Source organism: Ensifer adhaerens (assembly GCF_002940685.1).
GTDB lineage: Bacteria > Pseudomonadota > Alphaproteobacteria > Rhizobiales > Rhizobiaceae > Ensifer > Ensifer adhaerens_E.
Map to the genome: position 1 here is coordinate 42,239 of NZ_PNFP01000006.1, position 18,937 is coordinate 61,175.

General features: G+C 62.4%; 20 protein-coding genes. 3 read left to right on the forward strand and 17 right to left on the reverse strand.

The window, feature by feature from the left end; all coding sequences use genetic code 11:
- Positions 1-84 precede the first annotated feature (84 nt).
- Entirely contained in the window at positions 85-690 is a 606-nt protein-coding gene (locus C1A35_RS13175) for a YqgE/AlgH family protein (protein WP_104665052.1), read from the reverse strand.
- A 196-nt stretch (positions 691-886) separates the two neighbouring features.
- Between C1A35_RS13175 and C1A35_RS13180 the strand changes: the two genes are divergently transcribed.
- Positions 887-1,702, forward strand: coding sequence for a protein-disulfide reductase DsbD domain-containing protein (locus tag C1A35_RS13180; protein WP_234822862.1), 816 nt, complete (start codon positions 887-889; stop codon positions 1,700-1,702).
- Between the two features lie 68 nt (positions 1,703-1,770).
- Positions 1,771-2,256 (forward strand): peroxiredoxin, encoded by a 486-nt coding sequence (locus C1A35_RS13185; protein WP_104664773.1) that lies wholly within the window; start codon positions 1,771-1,773, stop codon positions 2,254-2,256.
- A 45-nt stretch (positions 2,257-2,301) separates the two neighbouring features.
- Here the strand turns inward: C1A35_RS13185 and rnhA are convergent, their stop codons facing one another.
- From rnhA to coxB, 13 genes are all read right to left on the reverse strand, one after another.
- The gene (gene rnhA / locus C1A35_RS13190) at positions 2,302-2,769 is read right to left on the reverse strand and encodes a ribonuclease HI (protein WP_104664774.1); all 468 of its coding nucleotides are present in this window, start codon (positions 2,767-2,769) and stop codon (positions 2,302-2,304) included.
- Entirely contained in the window at positions 2,766-3,746 is a 981-nt protein-coding gene (locus C1A35_RS13195; RefSeq protein ID WP_104664775.1) for a homoserine kinase, read from the reverse strand. The genes rnhA and C1A35_RS13195 overlap by 4 nt, the downstream gene beginning before the upstream one ends.
- Positions 3,747-3,786: 40 nt before the next feature.
- A complete protein-coding gene (ispH, locus tag C1A35_RS13200; protein WP_104664776.1) occupies positions 3,787-4,797 on the reverse strand; it encodes a 4-hydroxy-3-methylbut-2-enyl diphosphate reductase in 1,011 nt (336 codons plus the stop codon).
- A 3-nt stretch (positions 4,798-4,800) separates the two neighbouring features.
- Positions 4,801-5,166, reverse strand: coding sequence for a DUF1304 domain-containing protein (locus C1A35_RS13205; RefSeq protein WP_104664777.1), 366 nt, complete (start codon positions 5,164-5,166; stop codon positions 4,801-4,803).
- Between the two features lie 51 nt (positions 5,167-5,217).
- Positions 5,218-5,985 carry an SURF1 family protein gene (locus tag C1A35_RS13210; protein ID WP_104664778.1) on the reverse strand — a complete coding sequence of 256 codons (768 nt, stop codon included), beginning with the start codon at positions 5,983-5,985 and terminating at the stop codon, positions 5,218-5,220.
- Positions 5,954-6,337 carry a DUF983 domain-containing protein gene (locus C1A35_RS13215; RefSeq protein WP_104664779.1) on the reverse strand — a complete coding sequence of 128 codons (384 nt, stop codon included), beginning with the start codon at positions 6,335-6,337 and terminating at the stop codon, positions 5,954-5,956. The genes C1A35_RS13210 and C1A35_RS13215 overlap by 32 nt, the downstream gene beginning before the upstream one ends.
- Positions 6,334-6,822 carry a L,D-transpeptidase family protein gene (locus C1A35_RS13220; RefSeq protein WP_104664780.1) on the reverse strand — a complete coding sequence of 163 codons (489 nt, stop codon included), beginning with the start codon at positions 6,820-6,822 and terminating at the stop codon, positions 6,334-6,336. The genes C1A35_RS13215 and C1A35_RS13220 overlap by 4 nt, the downstream gene beginning before the upstream one ends.
- A 102-nt stretch (positions 6,823-6,924) precedes the next feature.
- Complete coding sequence (locus C1A35_RS13225) at positions 6,925-7,803, reverse strand: cytochrome c oxidase subunit 3 (RefSeq protein ID WP_104664781.1); 879 nt, start codon at positions 7,801-7,803, stop codon at positions 6,925-6,927.
- 64 nt (positions 7,804-7,867) lie between these two features.
- Complete coding sequence (locus C1A35_RS13230) at positions 7,868-8,461, reverse strand: cytochrome c oxidase assembly protein (protein ID WP_104664782.1); 594 nt, start codon at positions 8,459-8,461, stop codon at positions 7,868-7,870.
- Between the two features lie 11 nt (positions 8,462-8,472).
- Positions 8,473-8,613 carry a hypothetical protein gene (locus tag C1A35_RS13235; protein ID WP_104664783.1) on the reverse strand — a complete coding sequence of 47 codons (141 nt, stop codon included), beginning with the start codon at positions 8,611-8,613 and terminating at the stop codon, positions 8,473-8,475.
- Positions 8,613-9,569, reverse strand: coding sequence for a heme o synthase (locus C1A35_RS13240; RefSeq protein ID WP_104665053.1), 957 nt, complete (start codon positions 9,567-9,569; stop codon positions 8,613-8,615). Before C1A35_RS13240 ends, C1A35_RS13235 begins: the two co-directional genes overlap by 1 nt.
- Positions 9,570-9,667: 98 nt before the next feature.
- Positions 9,668-11,356, reverse strand: coding sequence for a cytochrome c oxidase subunit I (ctaD, locus tag C1A35_RS13245; RefSeq protein WP_034801224.1), 1,689 nt, complete (start codon positions 11,354-11,356; stop codon positions 9,668-9,670).
- A gap of 20 nt (positions 11,357-11,376) precedes the next feature.
- Positions 11,377-12,258 (reverse strand): cytochrome c oxidase subunit II, encoded by an 882-nt coding sequence (gene coxB / locus C1A35_RS13250; RefSeq protein ID WP_104664784.1) that lies wholly within the window; start codon positions 12,256-12,258, stop codon positions 11,377-11,379.
- A gap of 366 nt (positions 12,259-12,624) precedes the next feature.
- Here coxB and C1A35_RS13255 point away from each other — a divergent pair, with 366 nt between their 5' ends.
- Complete coding sequence (locus C1A35_RS13255) at positions 12,625-13,155, forward strand: invasion associated locus B family protein (protein WP_034801218.1); 531 nt, start codon at positions 12,625-12,627, stop codon at positions 13,153-13,155.
- Between the two features lie 130 nt (positions 13,156-13,285).
- Here the strand turns inward: C1A35_RS13255 and ribB are convergent, their stop codons facing one another.
- From ribB to C1A35_RS13270, 3 genes are all read right to left on the reverse strand, one after another.
- Positions 13,286-14,386 (reverse strand): 3,4-dihydroxy-2-butanone-4-phosphate synthase, encoded by a 1,101-nt coding sequence (gene ribB / locus C1A35_RS13260; RefSeq protein WP_104664785.1) that lies wholly within the window; start codon positions 14,384-14,386, stop codon positions 13,286-13,288.
- 44 nt (positions 14,387-14,430) lie between these two features.
- On the reverse strand, positions 14,431-15,528 hold the full coding sequence (gene aroC, locus C1A35_RS13265; RefSeq protein WP_104664786.1) for a chorismate synthase: 1,098 nt from the start codon (positions 15,526-15,528) through the stop codon (positions 14,431-14,433).
- A gap of 117 nt (positions 15,529-15,645) precedes the next feature.
- Entirely contained in the window at positions 15,646-18,825 is a 3,180-nt protein-coding gene (locus C1A35_RS13270; RefSeq protein ID WP_104664787.1) for a bifunctional diguanylate cyclase/phosphodiesterase, read from the reverse strand.
- Between the last annotated feature and the right edge of the window lie 112 nt (positions 18,826-18,937).

The following is an 18,937-nucleotide window of genomic DNA, read 5'->3' on the forward strand; positions in this document are numbered from 1 at the left end:
CCATCATCTCCAAGCCCGTCGGCTACAACCCGACGGGCTTTTCATTTCGGCATCAAGGATCTGGAAGAAGGGGTTACCCGCCAATCAGGCGTGGCCGGCGTCCATGGAGAGCATCGCTGCCGAGACGCCCATCAGCGCCAGCGCCCGGTCGTACTTGTCGTCGAGCGCCTTGTCGAAGATCAGTTCCTCGCGCGCCGGGCATGTCAGCCAGCCGTTCTGGGTAATTTCCGATTCGAGCTGGCCCGGTCCCCACCCGGCATAGCCGAGCATCATCGTCGCCCGAACGGGACCTTCCCCGCGCGAAATGGCGCGGACGATGTCGAGCGTTGCCGTCAGGCAGATATCGTCGCTGACGGGGATGCTGGAGTCGCTCAGATAGTCGTCGGAATGGAGCACGAAGCCGCGCCCGGTCTCGACCGGACCGCCTGCCTGAATCTGGAAATCCCGTGTGATCTGCGGAAGGCGGATCGCCTCTTCCTCATCGAGAAGATCGAGATGGAGCAGTACGTCGGGGAAGGTCAGTTGCTGTGGCCGGTTGAGCACGAAGCCCATGGCGCCATCGTCCGAATGGGCGCAGATGAAGATGACCGTGCGGGCAAAGTTGGCGTCAAACATTCCAGGCATGGCGATCAGAAACTGACCGTCAAGAAAGCCTCGCTCGCGTCTCTTCTGCGCCGTCGGAGTTGCCATCATGTAAACAGCCTATCAATTCGCCGCGAAATGAAAAGCGCCTCAGCGTCGCGGCCCAGAATTAATGCACGCACGACGTTCACTTCGCCGTGTCCGATCAAGCAATTATGATCGTAGCGTCCGATGCAGCGTCTGGAGCGTCTTCGGCAAAAGCGATATTGCTTGCCGCATGCTCCAGTGCTCTACACACCAGAAAATGGCCCAGTTGATCGGCGCGGCAACCCTCGTCGGCGGTTTTTTTCTCCCGCTCAGCGCCAATGCGGCCACCAGCGAGTGGGTCACCTCCCCCGGCGGCATGATCCGCCTGGTCGCGGCCTCCCCCAAGCAGGATGGCACGATCCCGGCGACACTTGAAATCAAGCTCAACCCGGGCTGGAAGACCTATTGGCGGGAGCCCGGCGCAAGCGGCATTCCTCCGCAGGTGACGCTCGATCCCGCAGGCGGCGTGGTGCTGGAGAAGATCGGCTTTCCGGTACCGAAAACGTTCGACGACGGCGTCGTGCGCTATGTCGGCTACGACAAGCCAGTCGCCTTCCCCCTGACGCTGAAGCGTGTAAGTGGCGACGGCGACGTCACCATTCGCGCCTCGGTGTTCCTCGGCATCTGCGAGGATATCTGCATTCCGGTTCAGGGCGAGCTGACGCTCGCCGTCAAAGAGGACGGCTTCGACAATCCGCTCGACGGCGCGCGCATCGATGATGCCGTCGCCGCGCTGCCGGAAGCGCCGTCGGCGGATTTTTCCGTGACCGCGAGCCGCTTCGACGCGGACAAGGCCGTGCTGCATCTGTCCGTGCGCCTGCCCGCCGGCGGCAAGGATCCGGAGCTTTTCCTTGCCGGTCCCACAGGCTTCGCGTTCGGCAAGCCGGAAATGCAGCCCGAAGGCGACGGGGAACTCAGAGCGATCGTGCCGGTCAAGCTTGCGGGCAAGGACAGGGAACTCAAGGGCAAGCCGATCGTTTTGACGGTGCGCACCGCGAACCGCAGCATGGAGACCACGCTTGCCTTTGACTAGGGCGGCTCTATAGTCCCGCAAGCTCTCCGACGTGCGCGGAGAGAGACAAGCAACGCAAGGAGAGTGCCGTGACCATTGCCGTCGGAGACAAGCTGCCAGCCGCAACATTCAAGGAAAAGACCGCCGACGGTCCGGTCGAGGTCACCACCGACCAGCTCTTTGCCGGCAAGCGGGTCGTACTCTTCGCGGTCCCCGGCGCGTTTACACCCACCTGCTCGCTCAATCATCTGCCCGGCTATCTCGAAAACCGCGACGCGATCCTTGCCCGCGGCATCGACGACATCGCCGTCGTCTCCGTCAATGACCTGCATGTCATGGGCGCCTGGGCGACCACGTCGGGCGGCATGGGCAAGATCCACTTTCTCTCGGACTGGAACGCGGCCTTCACCAAGGCGCTCGGCATGGACATCGACCTTTCGGCCGGCACGCTCGGCGTGCGCTCGAAGCGCTATTCGATGCTGGTCGAGGACGGCGTGGTGAAGTCGCTCAATCTCGAAGAGAGCCCCGGCCAGGCGACCGTTTCGGGCGCTGCCGCGATGCTCGAGCAGCTCTGAGCGCAGAAACAACCGCAAACGAAAACGGGCCTCGCGGCCCGTCTTTCATTTCACCAGAAGCGAGCCCAGGCCGCGCTTTTTCTTGTAGGGCTCCATGCCCTTGCGCGCGAGCTCGTCGGCACGCTCGTTCTCCGGGTGGCCGGCATGGCCCTTGACCCAGTGCCAGGTCACCTTGTGCCGCCGGTTGGCTTCATCCAGCCGCTGCCAGAGTTCGCCGTTCTTGACCGGCTTCTTGTCGGCGGTCTTCCAGCCGTTCTTCTTCCAGCCATGGATCCACTTGGAGATGCCGTCCATGACATATTTGCTGTCGGTGTGGAGATCGACCTCGCAGGCGCTCTTCAGCGCATCGAGTGCGGAGATCGCCGCCAGCAGTTCCATGCGGTTGTTGGTGGTCTCGGCCTCGCCGCCGGAGAGTTCCTTTTCCACCTCGCCATAGCGCAGCACCGCGCCCCAGCCGCCCGGCCCCGGATTGCCCGAGCAGGCGCCGTCAGTGAAGATTTCGACGTGCTTCATGCCCGGCCCCCATCAAGGCGCAGGCCATACTCCGCACTGGAAGCAATCGCCCGATGGAAGCGGATCTTCGTCAGATATTCGAGTGGATCCTTCTTGACCACGAGCGCGCCGGCCGGCGTCGTCAGCCAGTCGTAGAGGCGCGTCAGGAAGAAGCGCAGCGCCGAGCCGCGGCAGAGCAGCGGCAGGGCTTCGACCTCCTCAGGCGTCAGCTTGCGCACGCTCTCGTAGCCCGAAAGCATCGCCATGCCCTTGGTGATGTTGTAGGAGCCGTTCTTCTCGAAGCACCAGGAATTGAGGCAGACGGCAACGTCATAGGCGAGGTAATCGTTGCAGGCGAAATAAAAGTCGATCAGGCCGGAGAGCCTGTCGCCGAGGAAGAAGACGTTGTCCGGGAAGAGATCCGCGTGGATGACACCTTCCGGCAGCGATTTCGGCCAATGGCGCTCCAGGTGCTCAAGCTCCGCCGATATCTCGTCCTTCAGGCCCGGCTGCACCTCGTCGGCGCGCGCCTCGGAGTTGAGCCAGAGCGGCCGCCAGCCGCCGACGGAAAGCGCATTGGTGCGCTTCAGCGCGAAGCCTTCGCCGGCCAGATGCATGGCGGCAAGCGCCTTGCCCACTTCATGGCAATGCTTGGCTTCGGGTTTCCTCAGCCACATGCCCTCAAGGAAGGAGATGACGGCAGCCGGGCGCCCGGAGAGCTCGCCGAGCAGCTTGCCGTCGGCGCGCGGCAACGGCAGCGGGCACGACAGGCCGCCCTCGGCAAGGTGATGCATCAGCCCGAGGAAGAACGGCAGGTCGTCGGCATTCACGCGCTTTTCGTAGAGCGTGAGGATGTAGGAACCCTTGGTCGTGTGCAGCAGGAAATTGGAGTTCTCGACACCCTCGGCAATCCCCTTGTAGGAGGTCAGCTGGCCGACGTCATAGGCGGCGAGAAAACGGGCGAGATCATCTTCCGTGATATCGGTGTAAACGGCCAAGATTGTCCACTCTCAAGAAAATGCGGGCAGGAAATGGGGCTTATTCGCCGTTGACGAAAGCCATGTCGGCGGATGTCAGCGGCACGTGGCGGATCTCGCGGTTGACGAGGAAATTCTCGTTTTCCTCGACCGTGTCGGCAAGTTCCACCGAAGCATCGTAGCGTTCGCGAAACGCCTCGATGATCTCGTTGACGATGACTTCCGGCGCAGACGCGCCGGCCGACAGGCCCACCGTCGAAATATCGCCGATTTCGTCCCAATCGATTTCCGAGGCGCGCTGCACCAGCACCGATTTCTTCGCGCCGGCTCGCAGCGCCACTTCGACCAGGCGCTTCGAGTTGGACGAGTTGGGAGCGCCGACGACCAGGAACAGGTCGCAGCCTGGCGCTGCCTGCTTGACCGCCTCCTGGCGGTTGGTGGTGGCGTAGCAGATCGAGTCGGCCGCCGGCGCCGTCAGGTTCGGGAAACGCTCGTGCAGGCGCTTGATGACGCCGGCGGTATCGTCGACCGAGAGCGTCGTCTGCGTGACGAAGCCGAGATTGTCTGCGTCCGGCGGCTGATAGACGTCGGCGTCCTCGACGGTCTCGACCAGCGAGACCGCACCCTCCGGCAATTGGCCCATGGTGCCGATCACTTCCGGATGGCCGGCATGGCCGATCAGGACGACGTGGCGGCCGAGGCGGTGATGGCGCATCGCCTGCTTGTGGACCTTGGAAACCAGCGGACAGGTGGCGTCGAGATAGAAGAGGTTGCGGGCATCCGCATCGGCCGGCACCGATTTCGGCACGCCATGGGCGGAGAAGACCACCGGCTGCTTGCGGTGTTCCGGCGGGATCTCGTCGAGTTCCTCGACGAAGATCGCACCCTTGGCTTCGAGCCCCTCGACCACATAGCGATTGTGAACAATCTCGTGGCGGACATAGACCGGCGCGCCGAATTCCTTCAGCGCCAGAACGACGATCTGGATCGCCCTGTCGACGCCGGCGCAGAAGCCGCGCGGGCCGCAAAGGCGAATGGTGATCGGGGATTTTGCTGCTGCCGATGATGCCATGGATCAGGATGCCATTAGTAGGAAAACGAGCGCTGCGATCGCCGGGCCACCCTGGATGAAGAGGATGCGCGGCTTGACCGACCACGCGCCATATATAGCGGCAACGACCACGCACACAAGGAAGAACACCTTCAGCTGAACGGCGAAGGACGGTTCTGCCTGGATCAACGACCAGAACAGGCCGGCGGCAAGAAAGCCGTTGTAGAGGCCCTGATTGGCGGCGAGCACGCGCGTCGTCTCCGCCTGCTCCGGCGTCATGCGGAAGACCGCCCTCCCTTGAGGGCCGGTCCACAGGAACATCTCGAGAACCAGAAAGCCGACATGCAGCAGCCCGGTCAAGGCAATCAGTGTATTCGCGATGATCGTCATCGTTGCCCTCGCGGTCGTCACACCAGCGTTACCATGACGGCAAGCGCGCGGCTATCGCCCCCGCCGAAACGCGTAGATACCGCTGACCAGCACCAGTGCACCGGCCAGCCCGTACCAGGTCAGGGCATATTGCAGGTGGTTGTTGGGCAGGTCGAACTGGGTGACGCCGCCGATCGGAAGACCACCGGGATTGGGCGCCGCATCGGCATCGACGAAGAACGGCACCACCTTGTCGGCCGGAAGGTCGACCGAGGACGCCATCGTGTCGAGGTCCTTCCAGTAGAAGATGTTCTTGGCCAGATCGTTGTCCGGGACGAGCGACGACGGCTTTCCGTCAAGCTTCGGTCTTGCGAGACCATGCACGCCGACGAAGGCGGGCAGCTCGCCGGCAAGACGGGTCGATGCATCCTTCTGCTCGAAAGGCACGAAACCGCGATTGACGAAGAGAAAGCGGTCGTCGTCCAGCCGTAGCGGCGTGAAGACGTAGTAGCCGGTGCGACCATTGAACGTCGCGAAGAAATGCCGCTCCTTGGTGTGGTCGAACCCGCCGGTCACCGAAACGGTGCGGTAATCGATGTCGCCACCATCAGCGAGGATCTTCTCGATCTCGGCAAGCGTCGCCGGCGGCGCGGACCTGCGCTCGGCCATCGCCGAAAGCAGCCCTTCCTTCCAGTACAGCCGCTGCATCTGCCAGGTACCGAGCGAGACGAGAATGGCGAAAGTCGCGACGAGCAGCAGCAACGTGCCGATGCGGCCGGCCAGGCCGCCCTTTTTCCTGGTCCCGATCTCAGCCACGGTCGATCTCGCCCGGCCGCGCATTGTTGCGGTATTGCAGGTTGATCAGGATGCCTTTCAGCATGCGCGTCAGGCCGAGGCTGAAGATCACCGCAAGCGGGATCCACAGAATGAAGTGCAGCCAGAGCGGCGGATTGAAGTTGACCTCCGCCCACAACGCCGCGCCGACGACGACGAAGCCGACGATCAGGATCACGAAGACCACCGGACCGTCGCCGGCATCGGCGAACTTGTAGTCAAGATCACAGCTTGCGCAGGCGGGCTTGACCTTCAGAAACCCGTCAAAGAGCTTGCCCTGGCCGCAGCGCGGGCAGAGCCCCTTGATCCCGGTCATCACCGGATCCACCGGCGGGAAATGTGCCTTGTCTTCACTCACGGCTTGATCTCGATCGGCGTGTTGTTGGGGACCATCGTCCAGATTTCATCCATTTGCGCATTGGTAACGGCAATGCAGCCGTTCGTCCAATCGAAGCGCTGCGTCAAAAAGGCCAGCCAGCCGAAATAGTTGCGCTGGCCATGGATCATGATCATGCCGCCTGGATCGACGCCACCTGCCGCGGCGGCAGCCACGTCGGCCGGTGCCGGATAGGACACGTGGATCGACTTGTGGTAACCGCTCCCGGGATTGCGCCAGTCGAGCAGATAAAGCCCTTCCGGCGTCCTCTCGTCGCCTTCCTGCCGCTTGTGGCCGAGGGGGTTGCCACCGTGCGCAACCGCATACTCGCGGATCACCTGATCGCCCTGGAACAGCTGCAGCAGCCGCCGCTCCTTGTGCACGACAACCCTGTCCGCGATATCGGCCGCCGCAGCGGGGAGCCCGCTGGATGCCAGAAGGGTCACCGCCAGAAACGCCAACCTCATTTCGCTCTACCCCGCAACGCTGATCCCCGAGCACACCACCAAAAGAACAAGGCGGCTGCATGGCTGCAACCGCCTTGTTCAAGAACTTAGATGCTCGCGCGATCAGCCGTGAGCGATCGGCGCACCCCAGCTTCCCCAGATGTAGATCGAGAAGAAGAGGAACAGCCAGACGACGTCAACGAAGTGCCAGTACCAGGCTGCCGCTTCGAAACCGAAGTGCTGCTTCGGGGTGAAGTCGCCACGCAGCGCGCGGAACAGGCAGACCAGCAGGAAGATCGTACCGACCAGAACGTGGAAGCCGTGGAAGCCGGTCGCCATGAAGAAGGTCGCGCCGTAGATCGAGTCCTTGAAGGCGAACGGAGCGTGGGCGTATTCGTAGGCCTGGACGAAGGAGAACAGCACGCCAAGCACGACCGTCAGCGTCAGGCCGTTGACGAGGCCCTTGCGATCATTGTGCAGCAGCGCGTGGTGCGCCCAGGTCACCGTCGTGCCCGACAAAAGCAGGATGACGGTGTTGTAGAGCGGCAGGTGCCACGGATCGAGCACTTCGATGCCCTTCGGCGGCCAGACGCCGCCAGTGAAGGTGGCGCGGGTTGCCTGGATGGCTTCGCCCGGGAACAGGCTCGCATCGAAGAAGGCCCAGAACCAGGCCGCGAAGAACATCACTTCCGAAGCGATGAACATGATCATGCCGTAGCGCAGGTGCAGCGACACGACGCGGGTGTGGTGACCCTCGTGGGCTTCCTTCACCGTATCCGACCACCAGCCATACATGGTGTAGAGCACGATGATGAGACCTGCGAGCAGGATCCAGACGTTGGCAAGCTCGAGGCCGAAGATCTTCAGCGAGCTGCCCGACAGGTAGCGCATATAGCAGATGCCGCCGAACGCCATGACGAAGGCGCCGATCGAGGCAAGCAACGGCCAGGGGCTCGGGTCGATGATGTGGTAGTCGTGATTCTTCTGATGCGCACCGGCCATGTCAGTAATCCCCGATATGTCTCTCTCTTGTCGCCTCTCCGGCATAGCCGAAAAGGACCTCCAGTCAAAGTTTGTTCTCTTCCGTCTTCACCTGTGCGACCGGTTTCGACGGTTCGCGCGGATAGAAGGTGTAGGAAAGCGTCAGCGTCTTGATGTCCTTGGTCTCCACCGCCTTGACGATGTCCGGATCGACGAAGAATACCACCGGCATCTCCATCTCCTCTCCCGGCTGCAGCGTCGTCTCGGTGAAGCAGAAGCATTGCACCTTGTTGAAATAGGCCCCCGCCTGCATCGGCGTGACGTTGAAGGTCGCCTGGCCGGTCGTCGGCTTCGACGACAGGTTCTTCGCCTTGTACATCACCTGCACGGTCTCGCCGATGCGGACGTCGATGTCACGCTGGACCGGCTTGAACTCCCAGGGCAGGCCGCCCGAGGTGTTGGCGTCGAAGGTGACCTTTACCTTTTCGTCGAGGATGACGTCGGATGCCTGTTCGACCCGCTGCGTCGTACCGTTGTAGCCGGTGACGCGGCAGAACATGTCGTAGAGCGGTACCGCCGCATAGGCCATGCCGACCATGCCGCCGACGAAGGCAAGGCAAGTGCCGACGACGACGCGGTTGGAGCGCTGCTTGGAGGCCGTTTCCGGTGAATTCGCCATGCCAGTCCGCCTCAGTTGACCATGCCATTGCCGAACTTGATCAGCGTGACGATGTAGAAGAGGACGACGAGGCCGAAGAGCACGAAGCCGAGCGCAATGTTGCGGCCGCGACGCGATTTCTTCTGGGCATCAGTGAGCTTGACGGTGTCCATCAGGCAATACTCCCGGCATTCAGCCAGATATTGACGATCAGGTGATCCGCCATCAGGGCGGAGAAGATCACGAAGAGGTACATGATCGAGAAGGCGAACAGCTTCTTGGCCGGCAGCATGCGCTCATCCGTCTCGGGCATGCGCAGCACGCCAATCGAGTACCAGACGAAGCCGAGGCCGAGGGCCGTTGCGAAGGCGCCGTAACCGATGCTCGCGAAACCGAGCAAGGTGGGACAGATGCCAATCAGAGCGGTCAGGACCGCATAGATGACGATCTGTTTCTTGGTGGTCGCCTGGCCGCAGACATTCGGCATCATCGGCACGCCGACGGCGCCGTAGTCGCCCATCTTGAACAGCGCCAGCGCCCAGAAATGGGCCGGGGTCCACAGGAAGGTGATGAGGAACAGCACGATGCTTTCGATCGACACGGCGCCGGTGACGCAGGCCCAGCCGATCATCGGCGGGAAGGCGCCGGCGGCACCGCCGATGACGATGTTCTGCGGCGTCGAGCGCTTCAGCCACATCGTGTAGATGACCACGTAGAAGAAGATGGTGAAGGCGAGCAACCCGGCTGCGAGCCAATTGACGGCGAGCCCGAGGATGATCACGGAAAAGGCGGACAGCGTCAGGCCGAATGCCAGCGCCTCCTGCGGCAGGATCTTGCCGGCTGGGATCGGGCGCTTGGCGGTACGGCTCATGACCGCGTCGATGTCGGCGTCATACCACATGTTGAGCGCACCGGAGGCGCCAGCGCCAACGGCGATGCAGAGGATGGCAATGAAACCGATGAAGGGATTGATATGGCCGGGCGCGAGTACCAGCCCGGCAAACGCCGTGAAGACGACGAGGGACATGACACGCGGCTTCAGAAGCTCGAAGTAATCGCGTGCAGAGGCTTCGGACAGACGCGCTACGCCTTCCATGCCGACTGCTTCGTGATTGTCGATGACCGTCATATCCTGTCCCTGCAAAAGTCCCGGCCGCAAGGGCCGTGTGTCGCCGGTTTCCCGGCGGGGTGAAGCCGCCGGAACCGGCGGCTTCTGTTCGTTGCCCGTCACTTGATGCGCGGGAGCTGTTCCCACTGGTGGAACGGCGGCGGCGAAGACAGCTGCCATTCCAGAGTGTTCGCGCCCTCGCCCCACGGGTTATCGCCAGCGACGCGCTTCTTGGCGAAGGCTTCGAAGACGCCGAAGAGGAAGATCAGCACGCCGACGGCTGCGATGTAGGAGCCGTAGGACGAAACCATGTTCCAGCCGGCATAGGCATCCGGATAGTCGATGTAGCGGCGCGGCATGCCGGCAAGCCCGAGGAAGTGCTGCGGGAAGAAGATCAGGTTCACGCCGATGAACATGACCCAAAAGTGCAGCTTGCCGACGAACTCGGAGTACATGTAGCCGGTCATCTTCGGGAACCAGTAGTACCAGGCAGCGAAGATGGCGAACACGGCGCCGAGCGACAGAACGTAGTGGAAGTGGGCAACCACGTAGTAGGTGTCGTGCAGCGAGCGGTCGAGGCCGGCATTGGCGAGCTGAACGCCCGTGACGCCACCGACGGTGAACAGGAAGATGAAGCCGATCGCCCAGACCATCGGGGTCGTGAAGCGGATCGAACCACCCCACATCGTCGCGATCCACGAGAAGATCTTAACGCCGGTCGGAACAGCGATGACCATCGTCGCGAAGACGAAGTAGCGCTGCGTGTCGAGCGACATGCCGACGGTGTACATGTGGTGTGCCCACACGATGAAGCCGACGGCGCCGATCGCGACCATGGCGTAGGCCATGCCGAGGTAGCCGAAGATCGGCTTGCGCGAGAAGGTGGAAACGATGTGGCTGACGATGCCGAAGCCCGGCAGGATCAGGATGTACACTTCCGGGTGACCGAAGAACCAGAACAGGTGCTGGAACAGGATCGGGTCGCCGCCGCCTTCAGGCGCGAAGAACGCCGTGCCGAAGTTGCGGTCGGTCAGCAGCATGGTGATGCCGCCTGCCAGAACCGGCAGCGAGAGCAGAAGCAGGAAGGCGGTGATCAGAACCGACCAGGCAAACAGCGGCATCTTGTGCAGCGTCATGCCCGGAGCGCGCATGTTCAGGATCGTGGTGATGAAGTTGATCGCACCGAGGATCGACGACGCGCCGGCGATGTGCAGGCCGAGAATGACGAAGTCCATCGCCGGTCCTGGCATGCCCGATGTCGAGAATGGCGGATAGATCGTCCAGCCGCCCCCCGCGCCATAGGCACCGGCCGGGCCTTCGACGAACATCGAAAGCAGCACCAGCAGGAAGGCCGGGATGATCAGCCAGAAGGAGATGTTGTTCATGCGCGGGAACGCCATGTCCGGCGCACCGATCATGATCGGAACCATCCAGTTGGCGAAGCCACCGATCAGCGCCGGCATGACCATGAAGAAGATCATGATGAGCGCGTGCGCGGTCGTGAACACGTTGAACATGTGCTTGCCGCCGTCGATGGCAGCATCGCCCTCGAAGCCGTAAACCATCTGCGCCAGACCGTGGAAGATCTGGATGCCCGGTTCCTGCAGTTCGGCGCGCATGAAGATCGACAGCGTGCCGCCGATGATGCCCGCGAAAATCGCGAAGATCAGGTAGAGCGTGCCGATGTCCTTGTGGTTGGTCGACAGGAACCAGCGCTGAAAGAAGCTCAAAGGCTTGTGCGCATGGTCTGCGTGGCCATGATCGGAGTGATCATGGCGTTGATCGTGATGAACGGCTGTTCCAGCCATGGGTCGAGCTCCCCTTCCGATTACTGTGCGGCGTTAGCGGCGACGTCGACAGTCTTTGCCGCTTCGATGGACGCCATGAGCGCCTTGTTCGCATCGCCGATATTCGTTGCGGCGGCAGCGAGCCAGGTGTCGTATTTTTCCTGCGAAACCACGCGGATGGCGATCGGCATGTAAGCGTGGTCCTTACCGCAGAGCTCGGAACACTGGCCGTAGTAGAGACCTTCGCGCTCGGCCTTGAACCAGGTTTCGTTCAGGCGGCCGGGGACGGCGTCGATCTTCACGCCAAAGGCAGGCATTGCAAAGGCATGGATCACGTCGGCAGCGGTGACGAGGACACGAACCGTCTTGCCGACCGGAACGACGACTTCGTTGTCGACGGCGAGCAGGCGCGGATATTCCTTCTTGTCTTCCTTGCCGAGGTTGGCGCGATCTTCTTCCTTCATCATGATGCTGTCGAAGGTGAGCGGGCTTTCGCCGACTTCGTACTCATAGGACCAGTACCACTGGTTGCCGGTCGCCTTGAGCGTCAGATCCGGATTGGCCGGCGGCGTCAGCTGCGCAGTCAGGAGCTGGAACGACGGAATGGCGAGGAAGAGAAGAACGACGACCGGACCGACGGTCCAGACGACTTCGATCGCGGTGTTGTGGCTGGTCTTGGAGGGAACCGGGTTCGCGCTTTCGCGGAACTTGACCACGACGATGATCAAAAGGAGGAGAACGAAAAGAGTAATCGGAATGATGAACCACAGGGTATAATGTTCAAACCACGTGATTTCTTCCATAATGCCCGTAGCGGCCGACTGAAAGTTCGTCTGCCAATCGACAGGCTTGTCAGCAAAGGCGCTCGAAGCAAAAAGCAGACAGGCAAGCGCTGCCAGAACTGCATAAGCCTTGTTTTTCACAATGTGTCTCCCCAATGCGCTTGATCAGGATCAAACCGGAACGCAGAATCCCTGCGATACTGCTGCGCTTCAAACCACAGTTTGTCCGATGCCGCAACATCTGACCAATCAACCCCATGCGGCATTTTTGCACAAACGTTGCTTTTCACACAGGCACCCCTCGAAACCCGTCGCGAAACCACCTATAGGGGCTGTTCTGCGCGCTTGGCGACCGGTTTCAACGGCGCTTGAGCGGCGGCGCAGCCGATAGGGCGTCGAACCCGCCCAATTTCCGCCATATGGCGCTGGAATGTGCCCCGCAGGGCTTTTCATTTATTCCTGCGCGCTTCAAGAATAGCCCTGATGATTCGACGTTTTGAGGTTTACATGGGCCTGCCCCTCTTTTCCCGACTGTCGGCCTTCGCCGCCTTCGGCCTTGCCGTTCTCGCTCTCCCGGCTCAGAGCCTGGCCCAGCAGCCCGCCGGAACACCCGGCACGGTCAAGTCCAACCATGGCGCATGGTCGATCGTCTGCGATCAGCCGCCGGGCGCGTCCGCTGACCAGTGCGCCCTGATGCAGAACGTCATCGCCGAGGACCGGCCGGAAGTCGGCCTGTCGGTGGTCGTGTTGAAGACGGCCGACCGCAAGGCCAAGATCCTTCGCGTGCTGGCGCCGCTCGGCGTGCTTTTGCCGAACGGCCTCGGCCTCAACGTCGATGGAAAGGATATCGGCCGCGCCTATTTCGTGCGCTGCTTCTCCGACGGCTGCTACGCGGAAGTCGTGCTCGAGGACGAACTCCTGAAGACCTTCCGTTCAGGCGCGACGGCGACCTTCATCGTCTTCCAGTCGCCCGAAGAAGGCATCGGCATCCCGGTCGACCTCAAGGGCTTCGGCGAAGGCTACGACGCCCTGCCCTGATCGGACAGCAAATCGAGCACGAACGACAAGAGCCGCGCCTGCGCGGCTTTTTTGTTGAACACGTTTCAACCCAAAATGACAAAGCCCGGATCGCTGATCCGGGCTCTATGCATTGCGAGAGCGGCGCTCCTTAGATGATGTCGGTCCCGACGATCTTTATGCCGAAGCCTTCGAGGCCGACATAGTGGCGCTCGCGCGAAGCGAGCAGCCGGATCGAGCTGATGCCGAGATCCTTCAGGATCTGCGCGCCGAGGCCGATTTCCAGCCACTCGTTTTCGCGCGCCTGGGCCTCGTCATGCCCCTCGCGATCATGCTTGCCCTTGCGGGCCGTCTGCGACACGCCGACCCCGACCGAGCCTTCACGCAGATAGACGATGACACCCCTGCCCTCGTCGGCGATGCGCTTCATGATGCGATCGATCTGGCAGTCCTTGCCGAAGACGTCGGCGCCGACATCTTCGAGATGCAGGCGGACCGGGATATCGACACCGTCCCTGATATCGCCGAAGACGACGGCCAGATGCTGCATCGGATCCCAGGGCAAGGAATAGGAGTGCCCCTTGGCAGGACCGTAAGGCGTTTCGATGCCGAAGGAGCCGCCCTGCTCGATCAGCGTTTCCTTGCGCTGGCGATAGGCGATGAGATCGGCGACCGAAACCTGCTTTAGACCGTGGGTCTCGGCGAAGCTCGCGACCTGCGGGCCCCGCATCACGGTGCCGTCGTCATTGACCAGTTCGCAGATGACGCCGATCGGCGGCAGGCTGGCGAGCTTGCAGAGGTCGACGGCCGCTTCCGTGTGGCCGGAGCGCATGAGAACGCCGCCTTCGCGGGCCACCAGCGGAAAGATGTGGCCGGGACGGACGAAATCCATCGGGCCGACATTGGGGTTGGCGAGGTTGCGCACGGTCAGCGTACGGTCGTCAGCGGAAATGCCTGTCGTCGTGCCGTGCTTGAAGTCGACCGAGACGGTGAAGGCGGTCGTGTGGGCGGAATCGTTTTCCGCCACCATGGCGTTGAGGTTGAGGCGCTTGGCTTCCTCGCGCGGCATCGGCGTGCAGACGATGCCAGAGGTGTGGCGCACGATGAAGGCCATCTTTTCCGGCGTGCAATGCACCGCAGCGACGATCAGATCGCCTTCATTCTCGCGACCGTCGTCATCGGTGACGACGACGATTTCGCCCGCCTCGAAGGCGCGGATGGCATCGACGACACGCTTCTGATCATAGGACATGGTGTTCTTCCCGAATTGTCTGGGCCGCTTCGCTTGAAGCCGGATTACTTGAGGCGACCGGTCTGGCCGCGGTCACGCAGGTAGTGATCGGCGATCGTGCAGGCAAGCATCGCCTCGCCGATCGGAACGGCGCGGATGCCGACGCACGGGTCGTGACGGCCCTTGGTGCGCACATCGACCTCGTTGCCGTCGCTGTCGACCGAGCGGCGCTCGGTCAGGATCGACGAGGTCGGCTTGATGGCGAAACGCGCGATCACCGGCTCGCCGGTGGCGATACCACCGAGGATACCGCCGGCATGATTGGAGAGGAAGACCGGCTTGCCGTCGGCGCCGATGCGCATCTCGTCGGCGTTTTCCTCGCCGGTGATCTCGGCAGCGCCGAAGCCGTTGCCGATCTCGACGCCCTTGACGGCGTTGATCGACATCAGGTTCGAGGCGATGTCCTGGTCGAGCTTGGCGTAGATCGGCGCGCCGATGCCGGCGGGCACGCCCTCGGCGACGACTTCAATGACGGCACCGATCGAGGATCCAGCCTTGCGGATGCCGTCGAGATACTCTTCCCAGACCGGCACGATCTCCGGATCCGGCGCGAAGAACGGGTTGTTGCCAACCTCGGCCCAGTCCCAGTTGGAGCGATTGATCTTGTGTTTGCCGATCTGCACGAGCGCACCGCGCACGACAAGCCCGGGCACCACCTTGCGGGCGATACCGCCGGCAGCAACCCGCGCCGCAGTCTCGCGCGCCGAGGAGCGGCCGCCGCCGCGATAGTCGCGGATGCCGTACTTCAGATCATAGGTGTAATCGGCGTGACCCGGACGGTAGCGCTTGGCGATCTCGGAATAGTCCTTCGAGCGCTGGTCGGTGTTTTCGATCAGCATCGAGATCGGCGTGCCGGTCGAGATCATCGTCTCGCCGTCCTCGTCGAACATGACGCCCGAGAGCACCTTGACGAGATCGTCCTCGCGACGCTGGGTCACGAAACGCGACTGGCCGGGCTTGCGCTTGTCGAGCCAGGCCTGGAGTTCGGCGAGCGTGAAGCGGATGCCGGGCGGGCAGCCGTCGACGACGCAGCCAAGCGCCGGACCGTGGCTTTCGCCCCAGGTGGTAACACGGAAGAGGTGACCGAAAGTGTTATGCGACATGAAGGCTACCGGACCTTGAGCAAGCAACATCAGTACGTCTTGTACTTAGATGCCCTCTCTTAGTGGAAAGCCGATGGCGGGGAAAGGCTTTTGCGCCTGCCGACCCCGTCGCATTCGTCAAGAGGCCAGACGCAGGCCACGTTCGGTTGCAAAGGCCAGGAACTTCTCGGCGCTCAAGGGTCTTGCGAAGGCATAGCCCTGCAGGACGTCGCAGCCGAGGATTCCGAGCATTTCGGCATGCGCCATCGTCTCGACACCTTCCGCGACCGTCTCGATGTTGAGCGAGCGGGCGATCTCGATGATCGAACGAACCAGCGCCTGTTCTCTGCGCGCGCTCAGGACCGGAACCACGAGCTGGCGGTCGATCTTCAGCCGCTTCGGCTTGATTTTCAGAAGGCTGACGATCGAGGTGTGGCCGGTGCCGAAATCGTCGAGCTCGATGTCGATGCCAAGCTTCTTGATGCCCTCGATGTTGGTGGCGACGATATCGTCGCTCTCATCGAGGAAGATCGATTCCACCAGCTCGAAACAAATCTGCCCGGGCGCGATGCTCAAACCTTGAAGCGAAGGCAGCAGGTCGTCGTCCTGAAGCCGTTTGGCCGACACGTTGACCGAGATCTTGGGAACCCGCACGCCAGCGGCCGCCCAGAGCATATGATCCTTGAGGGACTTCTCGAGAACGAGGCGGTCGAGCGCCGCGGTGACGTTGAGTTCCTCGGCGATCCCAAGGAAACGGTCCGGCGTCAGGATGCCCTCGCGCGGGTGCCGCCAGCGCACCAGCGCTTCCACGCCGCAAAGCGCAAGCGTGGTCGCATCGAACTGCGGCTGGTACCAGGGCTCGAATTCGTCCCGCTCGATGCCTTCCAGAATCTCGTCGGCGATGCGCTTGGCGGTCACCACTTCCGCCTGCAGCACCTCGGTGAAGAACTGATAGCGGTTACGGCCGGCTTCCTTGGCGCGGTAGAGCGCGATATCTGCATTGACGAGCAGCTTGCGCGCGTCGATCTCTGCCCCCTGCCCGACAGCGACGCCGATGCTGACGCCGAAGCGACAGGGAAATCCGTTGTAGTCGACCGGCTGGCGCATGGCCGCAATGATGCGATCGCAACGCGCCGCGAGTGCCGCTTCACCCGCGGCACCGGTGACGGCGACGACGAATTCATCGCCGCCGATGCGCGCGATGATATCGCCAGGCGATGTGTTGGCTCTCAGGATCTCGGAGGCATGGACCAGCATGGCGTCGCCGGCGGCATGTCCGAGCGTATCGTTGATCTGCTTGAACCTGTCGAGATCGATGTGGAGGATGGCGATATCCTCCCGCTCGCCGTGGGCCGTCGTCGTCAGGCGCTCCAGCGCCTTGTCGAGCATGCGGCGATTGCCGAGGCCGGTCAGCGGATCGTGAAGCGCATTGTGCTCGATGCGCACGCGCGCCTGCTCCAGTTCGGCGTTCTTTGCATCCGCCATCGCCTTTGCCGCGCGCAACTGCTCGGTCATCAGCACGTCGTCGGTGACATCGAGCGCCATCCCCACGAACTTGCGCGCGCCATCCGGCGCGACATGCAGCTTGCCGACCGAACGAATATGGCGGACACCACCGCTCGACAGGACGACACGGGCCTGATGCACATAGGTTTCGTCCGCGGCAATGGCACGGTTGACCGCTTCCAGAGCGACCTGACGATCATCGGGATGAAGTGTCGTGAGCCATATTTCCTCGTTCGTAGCGCCGTCGGAGTAGACCAGGCCATAGAGCTGGTGCATGCGCTCGTCCCAGTAGGCGACGTTGTTGTCGAGATCCGCCTCCCACATGCCGCAGCGATAGGAATCAAGCGCGAGATCGAGGCGCCGCGACAGGAGTTCGAGGTCCTGTTCGCGTTCGTAGAGCCCCTTCAGCGCCTGTTCGAGTTCGTGGTTCTGCTGGTCGACCTGCGCCTTGGCCGCACTCAGCCGCTCATTCTTCAACACGTCGTCGCTGACATCCCAGCTGATGCCGGTGACCTTGGCGCGACCATCGGGCCCGCGGTAGCTGGATCCGACATTGCGGATGTGACGTATGCTTCCGTCCGACAGGACGACACGATACTGCGACCGATACTCCAGCCCATCGTCGAGGCTGCGGAACAGCGCGTTGGCGGCAATGCCGACATCGTCGGGGTGCACGGTCGCCCGCCACTCGTCATATGTCGGCTCCTCCAGGTGAACCTCCAGTCCGTGCAGATGGAACATCCGGTCGTCCCAGGAGCGCTGCTGCGTCTCGACGTCGATCTCCCAGATGCCGATCTTCGACGCGTCGAGCGCCAGGTTCAGGCGGTGGGACAGCGTCATCACCTCCCCTTCCCGCGCCTTCAGCTTGGCGATGTTGCGCTGCCGTTCGTTGACGAGGCCGCCGGCCAGCAGGATCGGGATGACTACCACGGTGACGGCGGCCGCGATTGCCAATTGGATGAAGCCGCTGTTTTCGGGAAGCTGCCGCCATCCGCCGACCGGCATGGCCGCAAGCTCCCACACACCGCCTGCGAGTTCGAGCCGGCGCGTGACCGGCGCGGCGCGAAAAAGAGCGTCGTCGCCATAGAAGGCATCCTGTATGCGCTCCGGTTCGGAAATGTCGCGGATCGCCAGGTGAACGTCGATGTGGCGGTGATCCCGCGCCAGTTCCGGCGCCTCGCCGCCTGCTTCAAGCAGGCGCGCCGCACGGTACAGCGCCTTCTCGTCGATGATCGCCTCGACATAGCCCCAGCGCTCCATGCGTCCCTGGATTTTCGAGAACACCGGCAGGAACAGTTCGAAACCGCTGCGGCCGCTCGGCAGGCGAATTGGCCCGATCATCACCGGCCTCACGGTCGACGACGCTCGCTCGATGGCATGGCGCGTGGCGCCGAATCTGTTGAAATCGCTGCCGACGAACCATTGCTGACTCTCGCGCGGAAAGGCGATCCGCACCACCCCGCCCGGCGCCGCCGAGGCCCGCGCCATCTGCGGATTCTGCAGAAGCAACTTCGTCGCCATGACGGTGAAATCGTCAGGCGTCATGGCCGGATGCACGCCGATGCTGTTGGCAAAGCCGTTCAGCGCCGCGATGTTGGTGTTTACCTCCGATTGCAGCCGGTTGGCGATGAGGTTCAGCTCATTCTCCGCGTCGATCCTGAGGTCGTTCTGGAAGTTTTCCCGATTCTGCCGCTCGTAAGTGTGCCCGCCTGTAAAGACGACGAGGCCGGCAATCGCTGCCGGTATGAGCGATGGTCTCGCAAATCTGGCGGCCGCCCGAATACGGTGGCGCAGAACGTCAATGATTTTCAATGTATTCCCCTCAGTCCCCAACCAAAGGTAGCGGCCGAGTCTTAAGATTGGCTTTCGTCACAAATCCTTGGAAAACCCCACAATTCATGGGGAAACCTTGCCGCGATCGTTC